General features: G+C 65.1%; 13 protein-coding genes and 1 tRNA gene. 8 read left to right on the top strand and 6 right to left on the bottom strand.

Annotation, left to right across the window (positions count from 1 at the left end):
• Positions 1-6 precede the first annotated feature (6 nt).
• From ADBZ9O_RS05265 to sp36, 3 genes are read right to left on the bottom strand one after another with little or no spacing between them, the layout of a single operon-like run.
• Complete coding sequence (locus ADBZ9O_RS05265) at positions 7-813, bottom strand: MBL fold metallo-hydrolase (protein WP_526529068.1); 807 nt, start codon at positions 811-813, stop codon at positions 7-9.
• Positions 810-1265 carry a RidA family protein gene (locus tag ADBZ9O_RS05260; RefSeq protein WP_526529066.1) on the bottom strand — a complete coding sequence of 152 codons (456 nt, stop codon included), beginning with the start codon at positions 1263-1265 and terminating at the stop codon, positions 810-812. The genes ADBZ9O_RS05265 and ADBZ9O_RS05260 overlap by 4 nt, the downstream gene beginning before the upstream one ends.
• Entirely contained in the window at positions 1262-1423 is a 162-nt protein-coding gene (sp36, locus tag ADBZ9O_RS05255) for a Sp36 family protein (protein ID WP_526529064.1), read from the bottom strand. The genes ADBZ9O_RS05260 and sp36 overlap by 4 nt, the downstream gene beginning before the upstream one ends.
• A 43-nt stretch (positions 1424-1466) precedes the next feature.
• Here sp36 and bagA point away from each other — a divergent pair, with 43 nt between their 5' ends.
• Together bagA and bagB are read left to right on the top strand one after the other, a co-directional pair.
• On the top strand, positions 1467-2486 hold the full coding sequence (gene bagA, locus ADBZ9O_RS05250; RefSeq protein WP_526529062.1) for an ATPase BagA: 1020 nt from the start codon (positions 1467-1469) through the stop codon (positions 2484-2486).
• A gap of 2 nt (positions 2487-2488) precedes the next feature.
• Complete coding sequence (gene bagB, locus ADBZ9O_RS05245; RefSeq protein WP_526529060.1) at positions 2489-3613, top strand: ATPase BagB; 1125 nt, start codon at positions 2489-2491, stop codon at positions 3611-3613.
• Here bagB and ADBZ9O_RS05240 read toward each other — a convergent pair.
• Positions 3610-3963, bottom strand: a complete 354-nt coding sequence (locus ADBZ9O_RS05240) for a WhiB family transcriptional regulator (protein WP_526529058.1) — start codon at positions 3961-3963, stop codon at positions 3610-3612. The two genes, bagB and ADBZ9O_RS05240, sit on opposite strands and share 4 nt — an antisense overlap.
• A gap of 300 nt (positions 3964-4263) precedes the next feature.
• Between ADBZ9O_RS05240 and ponA2 the strand changes: the two genes are divergently transcribed.
• The 5 genes from ponA2 (at position 4264) to ADBZ9O_RS05215 (ending at position 10216) form a co-directional block, all read left to right on the top strand.
• Positions 4264-6708, top strand: a complete 2445-nt coding sequence (gene ponA2 / locus ADBZ9O_RS05235; protein ID WP_526529056.1) for a transglycosylase/D,D-transpeptidase PonA2 — start codon at positions 4264-4266, stop codon at positions 6706-6708.
• A gap of 57 nt (positions 6709-6765) precedes the next feature.
• On the top strand, positions 6766-7734 hold the full coding sequence (locus ADBZ9O_RS05230) for a metallophosphoesterase (protein ID WP_526529054.1): 969 nt from the start codon (positions 6766-6768) through the stop codon (positions 7732-7734).
• Entirely contained in the window at positions 7731-8825 is a 1095-nt protein-coding gene (gene cds1 / locus ADBZ9O_RS05225) for an L-cysteine desulfhydrase Cds1 (RefSeq protein ID WP_526529052.1), read from the top strand. The genes ADBZ9O_RS05230 and cds1 overlap by 4 nt, the downstream gene beginning before the upstream one ends.
• A 273-nt stretch (positions 8826-9098) precedes the next feature.
• Positions 9099-9172, top strand: a tRNA-Pro gene (locus tag ADBZ9O_RS05220).
• A 180-nt stretch (positions 9173-9352) separates the two neighbouring features.
• On the top strand, positions 9353-10216 hold the full coding sequence (locus ADBZ9O_RS05215; protein WP_526529050.1) for a cyclopropane mycolic acid synthase family methyltransferase: 864 nt from the start codon (positions 9353-9355) through the stop codon (positions 10214-10216).
• 41 nt (positions 10217-10257) lie between these two features.
• On the opposite strand, the gene ADBZ9O_RS05210 is transcribed toward ADBZ9O_RS05215, so the two are convergent.
• Positions 10258-12762, bottom strand: a complete 2505-nt coding sequence (locus ADBZ9O_RS05210) for a hypothetical protein (RefSeq protein ID WP_526529048.1) — start codon at positions 12760-12762, stop codon at positions 10258-10260.
• 774 nt (positions 12763-13536) lie between these two features.
• On the opposite strand from ADBZ9O_RS05210, the gene ADBZ9O_RS05205 reads away from it, so the two are divergent.
• Positions 13537-14370 carry a hypothetical protein gene (locus ADBZ9O_RS05205; protein ID WP_526529046.1) on the top strand — a complete coding sequence of 278 codons (834 nt, stop codon included), beginning with the start codon at positions 13537-13539 and terminating at the stop codon, positions 14368-14370.
• 58 nt (positions 14371-14428) lie between these two features.
• Here ADBZ9O_RS05205 and ADBZ9O_RS05200 read toward each other — a convergent pair whose 3' ends face one another.
• The gene (locus tag ADBZ9O_RS05200; RefSeq protein WP_526529044.1) at positions 14429-14791 is read right to left on the bottom strand and encodes a hemophore-related protein; all 363 of its coding nucleotides are present in this window, start codon (positions 14789-14791) and stop codon (positions 14429-14431) included.
• Positions 14792-14890: the final 99 nt, after the last annotated feature.

Genomic DNA, 14890 nt, shown 5'->3' with positions numbered 1-14890 from the left:
CCGAAATCACGCCCGCAGATAGTCCAGTTGCGCCTGGACGGACTTTTCCGCGGCTTCCCACAGCTTCTCGTCGACGTCGGTATAGACGTGTTCTACGACTTGGCGTGCGCCGACGTCCTCACCCAGCTCACGCAGGGCGTCGCGCACCTGGTTGAGCCGCTGCTCGCGGTGCGCCAGGTACATCTCGGTGACCGACGCTATATCCGCAAGATCCGGTCCATGCCCGGGTAACACCGTGCGGTTCCCGAGCCCGTGCAGGCGTCGCAGCGACTCCAGATAGTCCCGCAGGCTGCCGTCCTCGTTATCGATGACGGTCGTCCCGCGCCCGAGGACGGTATCGGCGGTCAACACGGCGTCATCGAGAAGAAATGACAATGAGTCGGCGGTATGGCCGGGGGTGGTCAGCACCGTGATCCGCAGGCCCGCTGCGTCGATCACCTCGCCATCGGTCAACGGCCCGCCGAGACCGCGCAGAAATCCGCTGCCGACCGAACGCACCACCGCACCGGTGCGCTCGACGAGCTTGTCGATCCCGTCGGTGTGGTCGCCGTGTTTGTGGCTGATCAGCACCAGGCTGATCCGCCCCAGCGCCGCCACCCGCTCGATATGGGCGTCATCGTCGGGCCCAGGGTCGACGATGACGATCTCGTCGTTACCGGGGGCGCGCAATACCCAGGTGTTGGTGCCGTCGAGCGTCATGATGCCCGGGTTGTCGCAAAGCAGGACCGACGCGGTCTCGGTCACCGGACGCAACACCCCGTACGCCGGGTGCCTGGGGTGTTCGGCCGACGGCGAAGCGGTCGAGGAGGTCACCGGACCTCGACGATCAGCTCGACCTCCACCGGTGCGTTGAGGGGCAGTTCGGAAACCCCGACGGCGGACCGGGCGTGGGCGCCGGCCTCGCCGAACACCTCGCCGAAAAGCTCCGATGCGCCGTTGATGACACCGGGCTGTCCGCTGAAGCCGGCGGCCGATGCCACGAAACCGACCACCTTCACCACCCGCGTCACCTCGTCGATGTCCACCACCGAGGCGACGGCGGCCAGCGCATTGAGCGCACAGGTCCGGGCCAGTGCCTTGGCGTCGTCGGCATTGACCTCAGCGCCGACCTTGCCCGTCACGGGTAGTGCGCCATCCTTCATCGGCAGCTGACCCGCGGTGTAGACGAGATTGCCGGTCCGCACGGCCGGCACGTAGGCAGCCACCGGCTTGACCACCGGAGGTAGCTCGATTCCCAACTCGGCCAGGCGGGCCGTCACACTCATTTGGGTCGCTTCAGATACGCAACGTGCTGCTCACCGGTCGGCCCCTGCAACACGGTCACCAGTTCCCAGCCGTCGGTACCCCACTGATCGAGGATTTGCTTGGTGGCATGGGTCAGTAGTGGGACCGTGGCGTACTCCCACGTGGTCAGCTCGCTCATGGGCAGAGCTTATCCCGGTAAACGCCTTGGCTAGCATGCACTTATGGCGACCACACCCAACGGCGGGATGAACGTCGGCTGGCCCTCCCGCTTGGCGAAGGCCCGGCTGCATTTCGTCACGGGCAAGGGCGGTACCGGAAAATCGACGGTTGCGGCGGCGCTCGCGCTGACGCTGGCGGCCGGTGGACGCAAAGTCCTGCTGGTGGAAGTCGAAGGGCGCCAAGGGATTGCGCAGCTTTTCGACGTACCGCCGCTGCCCTACGAAGAGCTCAAGATCGCCACTGCGGAACGCGGTGGCCAGGTCAACGCACTGGCCATCGACACCGAGGCGGCGTTCCTGGAGTACATCGACATGTTCTACAACCTCGGTATCGCCGGTCGCGCGATGCGCCGGATCGGTGCCATCGAATTCGCCACCACCATCGCACCGGGCCTTCGCGACGTCCTGCTCACGGGCAAGATCAAGGAGTCGGTGGTTCGGGTCGATAAGAAAAAGCAGCAGGTCTATGACGCTGTGGTGGTCGATTCCCCGCCGACGGGCCGGATCGCCCGGTTCCTCGATGTCACCAAAGCCGTCGCCGACCTGGCCAAGGGCGGCCCGGTGCATTCCCAAAGCGAGGGCGTGGTGAAGCTGCTGCACTCCGAGCAGACCGCCATCCATCTGGTCACCCTGCTCGAAGCACTGCCCCTACAGGAAACCGTCGAGGCGATCGACGAACTCCAAGAGCTCGGATTGCCGATCGGCAGCGTCATCGTCAACCGCAACATCCCCCTGTTCCTGCCGCCCGATGACCTGGCCAAGGCGGCCGAGGGCGATATCGACGCCGACGCCGTGCGCGCGGGGCTGACGCAGGCCGGCATCACCTTGCCCGACACCGAGTTTGCCGGGCTGTTGACCGAAACCATCGAACATGCCACCCGGATTCGCGCCCGCGCCGAGAGCGCTGAACAACTCGACGAGATCAAGGTGCCGCGACTCGAGCTACCCGCCATCAACGACGGGATCGACCTCGGCAGCCTGTATGAGCTCGCAGAAGCGCTCGCCCAGCAAGGAGTCAGGTAGCCATGAGCAGCACACCACAGACGCTCGATATGGCGTCCATCCTCGCCGACCGATCCAACCGCGTGGTGGTGTGCTGCGGCGCCGGTGGCGTCGGCAAGACCACCACCGCAGCGGCGATGGCGCTGCGGGCGGCGGAGTACGGCCGCACGGTGGTGGTACTGACCATCGACCCCGCCAAGCGACTCGCCCAGGCGCTCGGCATCAAGGACCTCGGTAACTCACCGCAACGGGTTCCGCTGGCCCCCGAGGTCACCGGCGAGCTGCACGCGATGATGCTCGATATGCGCCGGACCTTCGACGAGATGGTCACCGAATACTCGGGAACTGAACGCGCACAAGCGATTCTGGATAATCAGTTCTATCAGACCGTGGCCACCTCCCTTGCCGGCACGCAGGAGTACATGGCCATGGAGAAGCTCGGCCAGCTCCTGGCTCAGGATCGCTGGGACCTGGTGGTCGTCGACACCCCGCCGTCGCGCAATGCGTTGGATTTCCTCGATGCACCCAAACGGCTCGGCAGCTTCATGGACGGTCGGTTATGGCGGCTGCTGTTGGCGCCCGGCCGCGGAATCGGCAAGCTGCTCACTGGCGCTGTCGGGCTGGCGATGAAGGCGTTGTCGACCATTCTGGGATCCCAGATGCTCGCGGATGCGTCGGCGTTCGTTCAGTCACTCGATTCGACATTCGGCGGCTTTCGCGAGAAGGCAGACCGCACCTATGAGCTGCTCAAGCGGCGCGGCACCCAGTTCGTCGTGGTCTCCGCCGCAGAGCCGGATGCGCTTCGGGAGGCATCGTTCTTCATCGACCGGTTATCGCAGGAGAGCATGCCGCTGGCCGGCCTGATCCTCAACCGGACCCATCCCACGTTGTGCAGCCTGACGGTCGAGCGCGCGGTGGACGGTGCCGTGGAACTGGAAGCGGCCGATCCGCAGTCGCTGCCCGCGGCCGTCCTGCGGGTCCATGCCGATCGCGCACTCACCGCCAAGCGGGAAGTCCGGCTGTTGTCACGTTTCACCGGCGCCAATCCGTCGGTGGCGATCGTCGGTGTGCCGTCATTACCGTTCGACGTTTCCGACCTCGAGGCGCTGCGCGCCATCGCCGATCAGATCACTGCAGGCAAAAGTTAGCCAGCACTACGGTGCTTGCGCTGGGCAGAGAAGAATTCCGACCATGACACGACATCCGGGTGCTGCTTGAGCAGCGCCCGACGCTGACGTTCGGTCATCCCGCCCCAGACGCCGAATTCCACGCGGTTGTCCAGCGCATCCGCACCGCATTCTGCGATCACCGGGCAGTGCCTGCAGATCACTGCCGCCTTGCGTTGTGCAGCGCCGCGCACGAACAGCTCGTCAGGATCGGCGCCACGACAGCGGGCCATGGATACCCATGCGATTCGAGCTTCGGCTTCAGCGCTCTGCACCGCAGACTGCGTCATCACTGTGGTCGTCTTATGCGGTGCGGGCCGAGAACTGGACATCAGCGCTCCCCTTCGCTCAAGCCGCCTTCCGACGGCACTGTCCACGGCTGTAAAACGCCTATGCGATCTACGCCACATTGCGCTGGTCTTTGTTACCTGTGTCGCACTGTGTGTCCAAGTTAGGTGGTCAGGTGCCGTTTGCGCAACACTCTCGGAGGCACTTTTTTGGGACGGCCGTGCCGTCAATCGAATAAAACGGGTAAAAGCCCTTCTCAGGCTGCTCTCAGCTTGTAAACGATGCGGGCTATGCCTTACCGCGCGGGCGTCGGAGCCGCTGACGGCATAGTTACTCTGTAGGACATGTCAGACCGCCCCCCGGTCGCAGTCACCGTCATCAAGCTGGCGTGGTGCTGCCTGCTCGCCAGTGTTCTCGTGGCGGCTTTCTTGTTTCCGATGGTCGGCGGTATCGGTTTGGTGTCCAACCGAGCCTCCGATGTCGTCGCCAATGGCTCAGCACAACTGGTCGAAGGCCAGGTGCCCGCGGTGTCGACGATGGTCGACGCCAAGGGCAACACGATCGCGTGGCTGTATTCGCAGCGCAGGTTCGAAGTACCGAGCGACAAAATCGCCGACACGATGAAACTGGCAATCGTCTCGATCGAGGACAAACGGTTTGCCGAACATAACGGAGTCGACTGGAAAGGCACGCTGACCGGTCTGGCCGGGTACGCATCCGGCGACGCGCAAACCCGCGGCGGCTCCACGCTCGAGCAGCAATACGTGAAGAACTACCAGCTACTGGTCATCGCTCAGACCGATGCCGAGAAGCGGGCCGCCATCGAAACCACGCCTGCGCGCAAGTTGCGCGAAATCCGCATGGCGCTGACGCTGGACAAAACCTTCACCAAACCCGAGATTCTCACCCGCTATCTGAATCTGGTGTCCTTCGGCAATAACGCCTTCGGTGTCCAGGACGCGGCACAGACCTACTTCGGGGTCAATGCCACCGATCTGAATTGGCAGCAGGCGGCCCTGCTGGCCGGCATGGTGCAGTCCACCAGCACGCTGAACCCGTATACCAACCCCGATGGTGCGCTCGAACGACGAAATATCGTGCTGGACACGATGATCGAGAACATCCCAGAAGAGGCGGAGGCGCTGCGCGCGGCCAAGGAGCAGCCGCTCGGCATTCTGCCGCAGCCCAACGAGCTGCCGCGCGGCTGCATCGCTGCCGGAGACCGGGCGTTCTTCTGCGACTACGTCCAGGAGTACCTGGCGCGGGCGGGCATCAGCAAGGATCAGCTGGCCAAGGGCGGCTATCTGATCAAGACCACCCTCGACCCCGATGTCCAGAACTCGACCAAAGCGGCCATCGACGATATCGCCGCTCCCGACCTCTCGGGTGTGGCCAGCGTCATGAGCATCATCCGCCCCGGCAAGGATGCACACCCGGTGATGGCGATGGTCAGCAACCGCACCTACGGCCTGAACCTCGACGCGGGCGAGACCATGCAGCCGCAACCGTTCTCCCTCGTCGGCGACGGGGCCGGATCGATCTTCAAGCTGTTCACCACCGCGGCCGCTCTCGACATGGGCATGGGAATCAACGCCCAACTCGACGCCCCTGCCCGGTTCGAAGCCAAGGGTCTCGGTAGCGGCGGGGCCAAGGGCTGCCCGAAGGAAACCTGGTGTGTGCAGAACGCCGGTAACTACCGGGGGGCGATGAGCGTCACCGATGCCCTGGCAACGTCGCCGAACACCGCGTTCGCCAAGCTGATTTCTCAGGTTGGCGTGCAGCGGACGGTCGATATGGCCGTCAAATTGGGCCTGCGCTCGTACGCCCAGCCTGGAACGGCGCGGTCCTACGACCCCGATAACAACGAGAGTCTGGCCGATTTCGTCAAGCGCCAGAACCTGGGCTCGTTCACGCTGGGTCCGCTGGCTGTCAACGCCCTTGAGCTGTCCAACGTGGCGGCGACGCTCGCCTCAGGTGGCACGTGGTGCCCACCCAGCCCGATCGACAAGGTCTTCGACCGCAACGGCAATGAGGTCGCGGTGACCACCGAGACCTGCCAGCAGGTGGTACCGCAGGGTCTGGCCAACACCTTGGCGAATGCGATGAGCAAGGACGACAGCGGCGCGGGCACCTCGGCGTCGGCGGCAGGGTCCGTGGGCTGGGACCTGCCGATGTCCGGTAAGACGGGCACCACCGAGGCGCACCGCTCGTCGGGATTCCTCGGCTTCACCAATCAGCTGGCCGCCGCCAACTACATCTACGACGATTCGACCTCACCCGGTGAGCTGTGCTCGTTCCCGCTGCGGCAGTGCGGTGACGGCAACCTCTACGGCGGTAACGAGCCCGCCCGCAGCTGGTTCAACGCAATGAAACCGATCGCCACCAACTTCGGTGACGTCGCACTGCCACCGACCGATCCGCGTTATGTCGATGGCGCCCCCGGTTCACGGGTGCCCAGCATCGCCGGCCTCGACCAGGACGCGGCCCGCCAGCGTTTGAAGGTCGCCGGGTTCCAGGTCGCCGATCAGGCAAATCCGGTGAACAGCAGTTCGCCGTACGGCACCGTCGTCGGCACCTCCCCCACCGGTCAGACAGTGCCCGGATCGATCATCACGATTCAGATCAGCAACGGGATCGCGCCACCTCCCCCGCCACCACCGGTCGGATTGCCGCCGATCGACGGTCTGCCGCCGGAGTTCGGCCAGACGGTCGTCGAGATCCCCGGCTTGCCGCCGATCACGGTGCCGGTGCTGCTGCCGCCACCTCCACCACCTCCACCGCCGCCGTAGACGGCCCTGCGGCCGTAGGACGCGCTGGATGCCAGGCCCGCGCAGTAGGCTTTTGACATGCCTGCCGCATTGCCTGTTCTGAAAAGCGCCGCCGCAGTCACCCTCGGCTCTGTCATCGCCGGGATCGGCTACGCCTCCGTCATTGAGCGCAACGCGTTCGTGATGCGTGAGGTGACGATGCCGGTGCTGAGCCCTGGCTCCACGCCGTTGCGGGTGCTGCATATCAGCGACCTGCATATGCGCCCCAATCAGCGCCATAAGCAGGAGTGGATCCGCGAGCTCGCGCGCTGGGAGCCGGACCTGGTGGTCAACAGCGGCGACAACCTGTCCCATCCCAAGGCGGTGCCGGCCGTCGTACAGGCCCTCGGTGACCTGCTGTCGGTGCCGGGCGTGTTCGTCTTCGGCAGTAATGATTACTTCGGCCCGCGGATGAAGAACCCAGCCAACTATTTGATCAAGCCCGAGGCCCGCATCCACGGTGAGCCGTTGCCCTGGCAGGACCTGCGGGCCGCGTTCACCGAGCGCGGGTGGCTCGATATGACGCACACCCGACGCGAATTCGAAGTCAACGGTCTGACCATCGCGGCGGCCGGCGTCGATGACCCCCACATCAAGCGCGACCGATACGACACGATCGCTGGGCCGGCCAGCCCAGCGGCCAATCTGCGGCTGGGCCTGACGCATTCGCCGGAGCCCCGGGTGCTGGATCGTTTCGCGGCCGACGGGTATCAGCTGGTGATGGCGGGCCATACGCACGGCGGCCAACTCTGCGTCCCGTTCTACGGCGCGCTGGTGACCAACTGCGGCATTGACCGCTCACGGGTGAAGGGGCCCTCGCAGTGGGGCGCCAATATGGGGCTGTATGTGTCGGCGGGGATCGGCACGTCGCCATTCGCCCCGTTGCGGTTCTGCTGCCGGCCCGAGGCCACGCTGCTGACTCTCGTTGCCGCGCCGATCGGTGGGCCCGATGTAGGAGATCGGCACCGCAGCCGTGGTCAGTCGACCGCCACTGCCGCTGTGCGGTGACGCCCGTCGCAGACCGTAGTCGGTCCCGCGAGTGGGCCGATAACGCGGTGCGGCTCATCGAGGCCGACTCCCGACGCAGCGCGGACACCCATCTGCTGCGCTACCCGTTGCCGTCGTCATGGATGAGTAAATGCGGTGTCCAGCTGTACCTCAAGGACGAGACCACCCACATCACCGGCAGCCTCAAGCACCGGCTGGCGCGGTCGCTGTTCCTCTACGCGCTGTGCAACGGGTGGATCGACGAGGGCACCACCGTGGTGGAGGCATCGTCGGGGTCGACCGCCGTCTCCGAGGCGTACTTCGCTGCGCTGCTTGGCCTGCCATTCATCGCGGTGATGCCGTCATCGACCAGTGCGTCCAAAGTGGCCCTGATCCAAGCCCAGGGCGGGCGTTGCCATTTCGTCGAGAAATCCAGCATGGTCTACGCCGAGGCCGAACTGCTGGCGGCCGAAACTGGTGGGCATTACCTCGATCAGTTCACCAACGCCGAACGGGCTACCGACTGGCGGGGAAACAACAACATCGCCGAGTCGATCTTTCAGCAGATGCACGATGAGCAACATCCGATTCCGGCGTGGATTGTGGTGGGGGCCGGAACCGGCGGCACCAGCGCCACCCTGGGCCGCTACATCCGCTATCGCCGACATCCCACCCGGCTGTGCGTGGTGGACCCCGAGAACTCGGCCTTCTACCCTTCCTTCGTACAAGGAAAAGACGTGGTCACCGGAGCGTCATCGCGCATCGAGGGAATCGGCAGGCCCCGGGTGGAACCGTCATTCCTGCCCGGTGTGGTGGACCGGATGATTGCGGTACCCGATGCGGCGTCCGTTGGCGCTGCGCGACACGTTAGCCGCGTGCTGGGCCGGAAAGTCGGGCCGTCAACAGGAACCAATATCTGCGGCGCATTCGAGTTGCTGGCCGAAATGGTCGCCGAAGGCCGCAGCGGTTCGGTGGTGACGCTGCTCGCCGATAGCGGCGACCGCTACAGCGATACCTACTTCAACGACGAGTGGCTGACCAGCATGGGACTGGACCCGAGCGACTCGGCAGAACGGTTGGTCGAATTCGAGAGGTCCTGTCGCTGGCCCTGACCCGGTCCACCCGGTTCGGTGCCGACGGGGCTGCCCTCTGAGGTCAAAAACAGCCACAACGCCGCCAATGCGAAGAACCCGCCGTACAACGCGGCTCCCAAAGCAGTCATAGTCGTCTCCGTTCCTCATGGAATGCTAATAAAGCGTCAGTATCCATAACGTCACCGACACGCCAGATCCATCCCGACGTCGCAGGTTGGGTGGCCACCGGGCGGCCCGGATACGCGTTTGGCTTCCAGGTCGGCCGGTGCGATAGGCTGTCGAAGCTTCACGCGGGGTGTGGCGCAGCTTGGTAGCGTGCTTCGTTCGGGACGAAGAGGTCGTGGGTTCGAATCCCGCCACCCCGACTGCAGGTAGAAGGCTCTGACTGGTCATCCAGTTCAGAGCCTTCTTTCGTCGTAGTACACAGCTTGGTCTGCAGTAGATTCCCGCGCCATCGGCTACCGTTGGTAGGCGAGAACGTCGGGTAGCGCATGGTCGGGGGACCTCAGAGATGCCACCGGCCTTCCGGAAAGGCGTTGATCGCCATGACCAAGCAGCTCAAGCCGCACTTCGAAAACGTACAGGCGCATTACGACCTGTCCGACGACTTCTTCCGCCTGTTCCTCGACCCGACGCAGACCTACAGCTGCGCCTACTTCGAGCGCGACGGCATGACGCTGGAAGAGGCGCAGATCGCCAAGATCGACCTGGCGCTGGGCAAGCTCGGCCTGCAGCCGGGCATGACGCTGCTCGACGTCGGCTGCGGCTGGGGTTCGATCTTGAACCGGGCGCTGGAGCGCTACGACGTCAACGTGATCGGGCTGACCCTCAGCGAGAACCAGCAGGCGCACGTCGAGCAGTTGTTCGCCGCGTCGGACAGCCCCCGCTCCAAGCGCGTGGAGCTGCGCGGCTGGGAGCAGTTCGACGAGCCGGTCGACCGCATTGTGTCCATCGGCGCCTTCGAACACTTCGGCTTCGACCGCTACGACGATTTCTTCACGTTCGCCTACGACGCGATGCCCGACGACGGCGTCATGCTGTTGCACACCATCCTCGGTCTGCATCCCGACGAGGTGCGCGAAAAAGCCATACCGCTGAGCATGGAGATGGCCCGGTTCTGCCTATTCATGGTCAAGGAAATCTTCCCCGGCGGCCGGCTCCCGTCGGTGCGGATGGTCGAGGCGCATGCCGTCAAGCCCGGTTTCACCGTGACCCGCTTCCAGTCGCTGCAGCAGCACTACCCCACCACCCTCGACTATTGGTCGGCGGCGTTGGAGGCGCATAAGGACGAAGCCATCGCCATCCAGTCCGAAGAGGTCTACGACCGCTACATGAAGTATCTGGTCGGCTGCCCGCCCATGTTCCGCAGCGGCTTGATCGATGTTGGTCAGTTCACGTTGACGAAATAGCTTGTCGTCCGCGACAAGCCGGTGCGGCCACTGCCACGTGGCTACACCGGTGACGGTGTGCCGTTAGCTCCGTCGGTGCCCTGGACGGGTGTCGTCGCGGTAGCCGTACCACCACTTCCACCGAAGCCGCCCTTACCGGTGCCGCCTCCGGTGGAGTTGCCGCCGCCGCCACCGTTACCACCGGTGCCGGTCGTCACAGCTGTCGCATCGCCGCCGGCACCGCCGTTGCCACCGTTACCGGCGACGCCGTTGCCGCCCCCACCGCCGTCGCCGCCGTGGACTTCGAGGGTGTTGGTGGCGGTCGCCACCGCGCCGCCGCCACTGCCGCCGGATCCGCCGGCACCCCCGCCTGCACCGCCGACGCCACCGGAACCGCCGAAGCTGACTCCACCCGGCGACTTACCGAACAGGTTGGCCTTACCGCCCGCACCGCCGGCACCGCCGGTGGCGCTGGTCGAGGCGCCGCCCTTACCAACGTCGGGGTGGTCCAAAGCGATTCCGCCAGCGAAGGCGTTGAGGGGCTGAGTGCTCGTGGCGGTCACAGCGGTCGTTGTAGCGCTACCAGAGGCACCGCCGGCGCCACCGTTCCCGGTCGTGCCGGCGCCGCCGACACCGCCGTAACCACCGAACGACCCGGTGTAGAAATAGTTGTTCGAGTCACCGACCATGGTGGCGTTGCCGCCGCTACCGGCCGCACCACCTACAGCGCCGGCACCGCCGTTACCGCCGGCGCCACCACCGGCGATGGTGTCATTCCCGGTCGAGGACGCCGCACCACCGTTACCGCCGGCACCGCCGGCCACCGCACCGGCACCACCGGTGCCACCGGCAGCGCCTGTCGCCGCGACTTTGCCGCCGGTGCCTGTGACAAGCTTTCCGACCAGCGTGGCGCTGCCGCCGGCGCCGCCGTTACCGCCGCTGGCCTGGGTGGATTGACCACCGTTACCGCCGACATTTCCAAACGCGGTGGAATCGTCACCTGTCGAGGTGGCATTGCCCCCGGCACCGCCGTTGCCGCCGTTGCCAATTGAACCGTTGCCGCCTTGACCACCGCGACCAGCCGAGGACGAGGTGTGGTCGCCGGTGGCGGTAGCGTCGCCACCCTTGCCGCCGTTTCCGGCCACCAGGCCGCCGAGACCGGCGTCGCCGCCAGCGCCACCGCTACCCGCACCGGCGACGTCGTTTATCCCGGTGGCGCTACCGCCGGCGCCACCGTTGGCGCCGTTTCCGCCAATCCCGTTGGCCGCGCCGGTTCCGCCGACACCGCGGTCGCCACCGGCACCGCCCTTACCGCCGTCGAAACCGCCGAGGCCGTACCCGGATCCAGCAGCGCCACCGAGGCCGCCGTCGCTGCCGTCGCCGCCGGTACCCGCACTGCCCGCGCTGCCCGAGGCGCCCGCCAGGGCGAATACGACGAGGAGGCGGCCGGTGCCCGCGCTGCCGGCGGTGCCACCGTCGGCGCCGGTGCCACCGTTGCCGCCTTGGGCGCCATCGCCCCCGGCGCCCCCGGCGCCGCTTGCGAGCGAGGAGTAGCCGGTGCCGCCCTCACCACCCTTACCGCCGTCGCCACCCGAACCGCCGGAGCCGCCGGAACCGGCGGCTCCGCCCTGGCCCCAGATCCAACTGCCGTCGCCGCCATTACCGCCGTCGCCACCCTTGGTACCGTCGCCGCCGTTGGCGCCAGCCGAACCAGCTGTTCCGTTCTTGGACGCGGCGGTGCCGTTGATCCCGTCGGTGCCGTCACCACCAAAACTGCCGTTGGTGCCGCTCCCGCCGCGGCCGCCCGCGCCGCCACTGCCGAACACCGACAGCAGACCGGTCCCGCCGCCGTCACCGCCGTTGGCGCCCACGCCACCGACGCCGCCGTCACCACCGTTGCCTGCGATCAGTCCGCCATGACCGCCCATGCCGCCGGTGACACCAGCAGACATACCTGCGCCACCATCACCACCTCTGCCGAACCAGCCCGCCGAACCGCCGTTGCCGCCGTTGTAGCCCGCTCCGCCGCTGCCGAGCAGACCGCCGTTCCCGCCGGTGCAGGAACCAGTCGAGCAGGTCTGCCCGGTCCAGCTATAGCCGTTACCGAGCAGAATGCCGCCATTGGGGTTGGCGGCGGTGCCGTCGCCGATGAAAATTCGCACAATCGCACCCGGATACCAGCCCGTGACAGCCGCCGCTGAAGACTCCGGCTCTCCGCTGGTTGTGACAGCCGCCGACGGGGTGGTGTCCCAATCGCTGCTCACCTGACGACGCGCGACCGCTGCCGCGGCCCAGATCGCGAGCGCAGCAGTCGGCGAATCGCTATTGCCAAGAACTCCACGCCAGGACAGCGGGGTGTCGCTCGGCCTGGAAAGCGACCCGACCGAGGCCCGCGCAAATGGGGTGGCGGTCAACACCGGCACTGTCGGAGCTACAACCGGTTTGATCACCGCGGCAGATGACCCCGCCGAACTCTCAGACGTGTTGACGGTGGTTGACGCCGCCGCATCGGAACCCGCCGCCGACGCACGGCCAGAGTAGGCCGCGGAAGCTGACGCCGATGTCACGTCGGAATCGCCGCTGGCGATCGAGGTCTCGGAGTGGCGGCGCGGAGGTGTACCGCGATCATGGGTCCCGGTGCTGGCGCCACCGCCTCGAGCTCCCGACGAATGGCCGGCCGACGAGCTGCCTGCGCCCGCCTTGGATGAGACCGGGGACGACGAGCCAGTTGATGCGTCCGAACCTGAGCGGGTCGAACCCGAGAATCCTGACGTGTCAGCAAGAGCTACCGGTATCGCAGCAACCGCTGAACCCACGCCCAGCGCTACTGCCAGAGCACCCACACGGCCCAAGTAGCGCGTGCAACAAGCTGCCGCGACAACCGGAACGACTGACTTAGAAACTACCTGCGACTGCGCAACCGTTTGTTTGGACACGACATTCTCCCCGAGATGACAAATTCCAAAAGAAAGGTGAACAAGATCACAGTCACATGCGATGTTCTGGCCACCTAGAGCCTAAAGTCCTTACTTCCCATTGCCTTTCTGGGCTTTCTCAGGATCGCAGCTCAGCGCGCGTGGCGATCGGCTGGTTGAGCTGCCAGTACCTGAATTCAAAACGGCTTGGGCTCACCCGCGAGCACCGTATTTTAATGGCACAACCGTACCGAATACTTGACTCGCCAGACTCAGGTATGAAGTGTTCTCAACATCGGATGATTGGCAGCACTTTTCGCGGGCTGATACCTCGCATGTCAGCAACTGCAACCTATTCCAGATAGAGCCAAAAGCCCTCATAATTAGAGGCCGAAAAACCCCCGCGTACTTTGACACAATCGTTCGATGACTTCAATCGAGTTGATCGCTGGAGCCACGTCGTGCATTACCGGAGACGTCGCTGCCGATCAGGCACTCAACGTGGTCCAGGTCGTCGGGGCAGTGGCCATCCCGTGTGCTGCCGTCGTGACCATCGCCGTCGTCGCACGAAGACATCCCACCGACACTTTGCGCTGGACTGGACCTCGGATGACCACTCTTTTCAGCAAGACATCCACCCTGCGCTGGGCTGCGGGAGGCCTTTTTGTCGGATTGATCACATTCGCTGTCAGCATCTTTGCTCCGCTCATCCCAGACAAGGGCTGCACGACCGGACTCGGGACGCTTGGTGCGGTCGGAATGCTGCTCACGCTTTGCGGTGCCATGCTGTTGGGTCTCGCGTTCGCCTATTCCGTCCAAGCTGGCTGGGTGATCCTCGCAACCTTTTTCGCCCTCGATACCTGGATCATTTTCGGCATGGTGATGATGCATATTCAGGGCAGTCCCAATGCGCCAGACACGATGCTAATGCTGGCGTTTATCGTGCATTGCGTATGTATGTACCTAACCGCCGTGTGGTCTTTCCACGCGCGGAACCTAAGCACGATCGCACAGGTTCGAGCCGATGAGGCCGGCCGCTCCATCGGAGCGGTATGGATTTTCCTTGCCGCTTACGTGTTAGTGGGGTTATTCCAGAACCAAACCGGGCCATTCGATTCCGCGGCGGGCGGAGCGGTGCTCTCCGCGCTAACTCTCAGCGCCCTGGCCCTGACTATGGGTGGCGGATACACGAAATATCGCGAAGTGATGGAAGCTGATAGCGGCGGATCCATTCAGAGAAACAGCGGTGGGATCCGATAGAACACGAGAAGGTCGGGGTGCTGCTCACGTTCGTGGTCCATATCCGTTATTCGGGCAGCTACGCCTGACCGGGCTCGATTCCGCAGCGGGCACGGAAATCTGCCAGCGGCTGGCGGATGGCTCCTACCTCCGCCTTTACCTGCGGGTTGGCATCTAAAAAGGCCTGCACCTGAGGCTTGACGGTATCCACCGGTTGGCCCTTGAGTCCGGTGAAGAAGTCGTTGACGACAGGATGGGTGAAGAGGTAAACCGACATGCCCGCCGAGACAGAGGCAGCGACCTGGGCCCGGTCACCGGCGGTGCAGTTGGGCGGCGGATCGGCAAGTGCAGGTGCGGCCAGGGCCACCATTGCCGCAGCGGCCACACAGGTGCCGATGATCGTTCGGCGAATGGGTCGGAAATTGAGCAGCTTCGTCATCATCGGAGTCCTTTGCGGTGAGGTCTGGGATGGTTGTTCGGATTTCACTGGTCTAACCCCGCCCCAGTCTCGCCGGGCGACCGGGGCGGTCGATGGGATAGA

The organism is Mycobacterium sp., assembly GCF_965229105.1.
GTDB lineage: Bacteria > Actinomycetota > Actinomycetes > Mycobacteriales > Mycobacteriaceae > Mycobacterium.
Note: the sequence above shows the minus strand (reverse complement) of the source record. Positions and strands in the feature narration are given on the sequence as shown.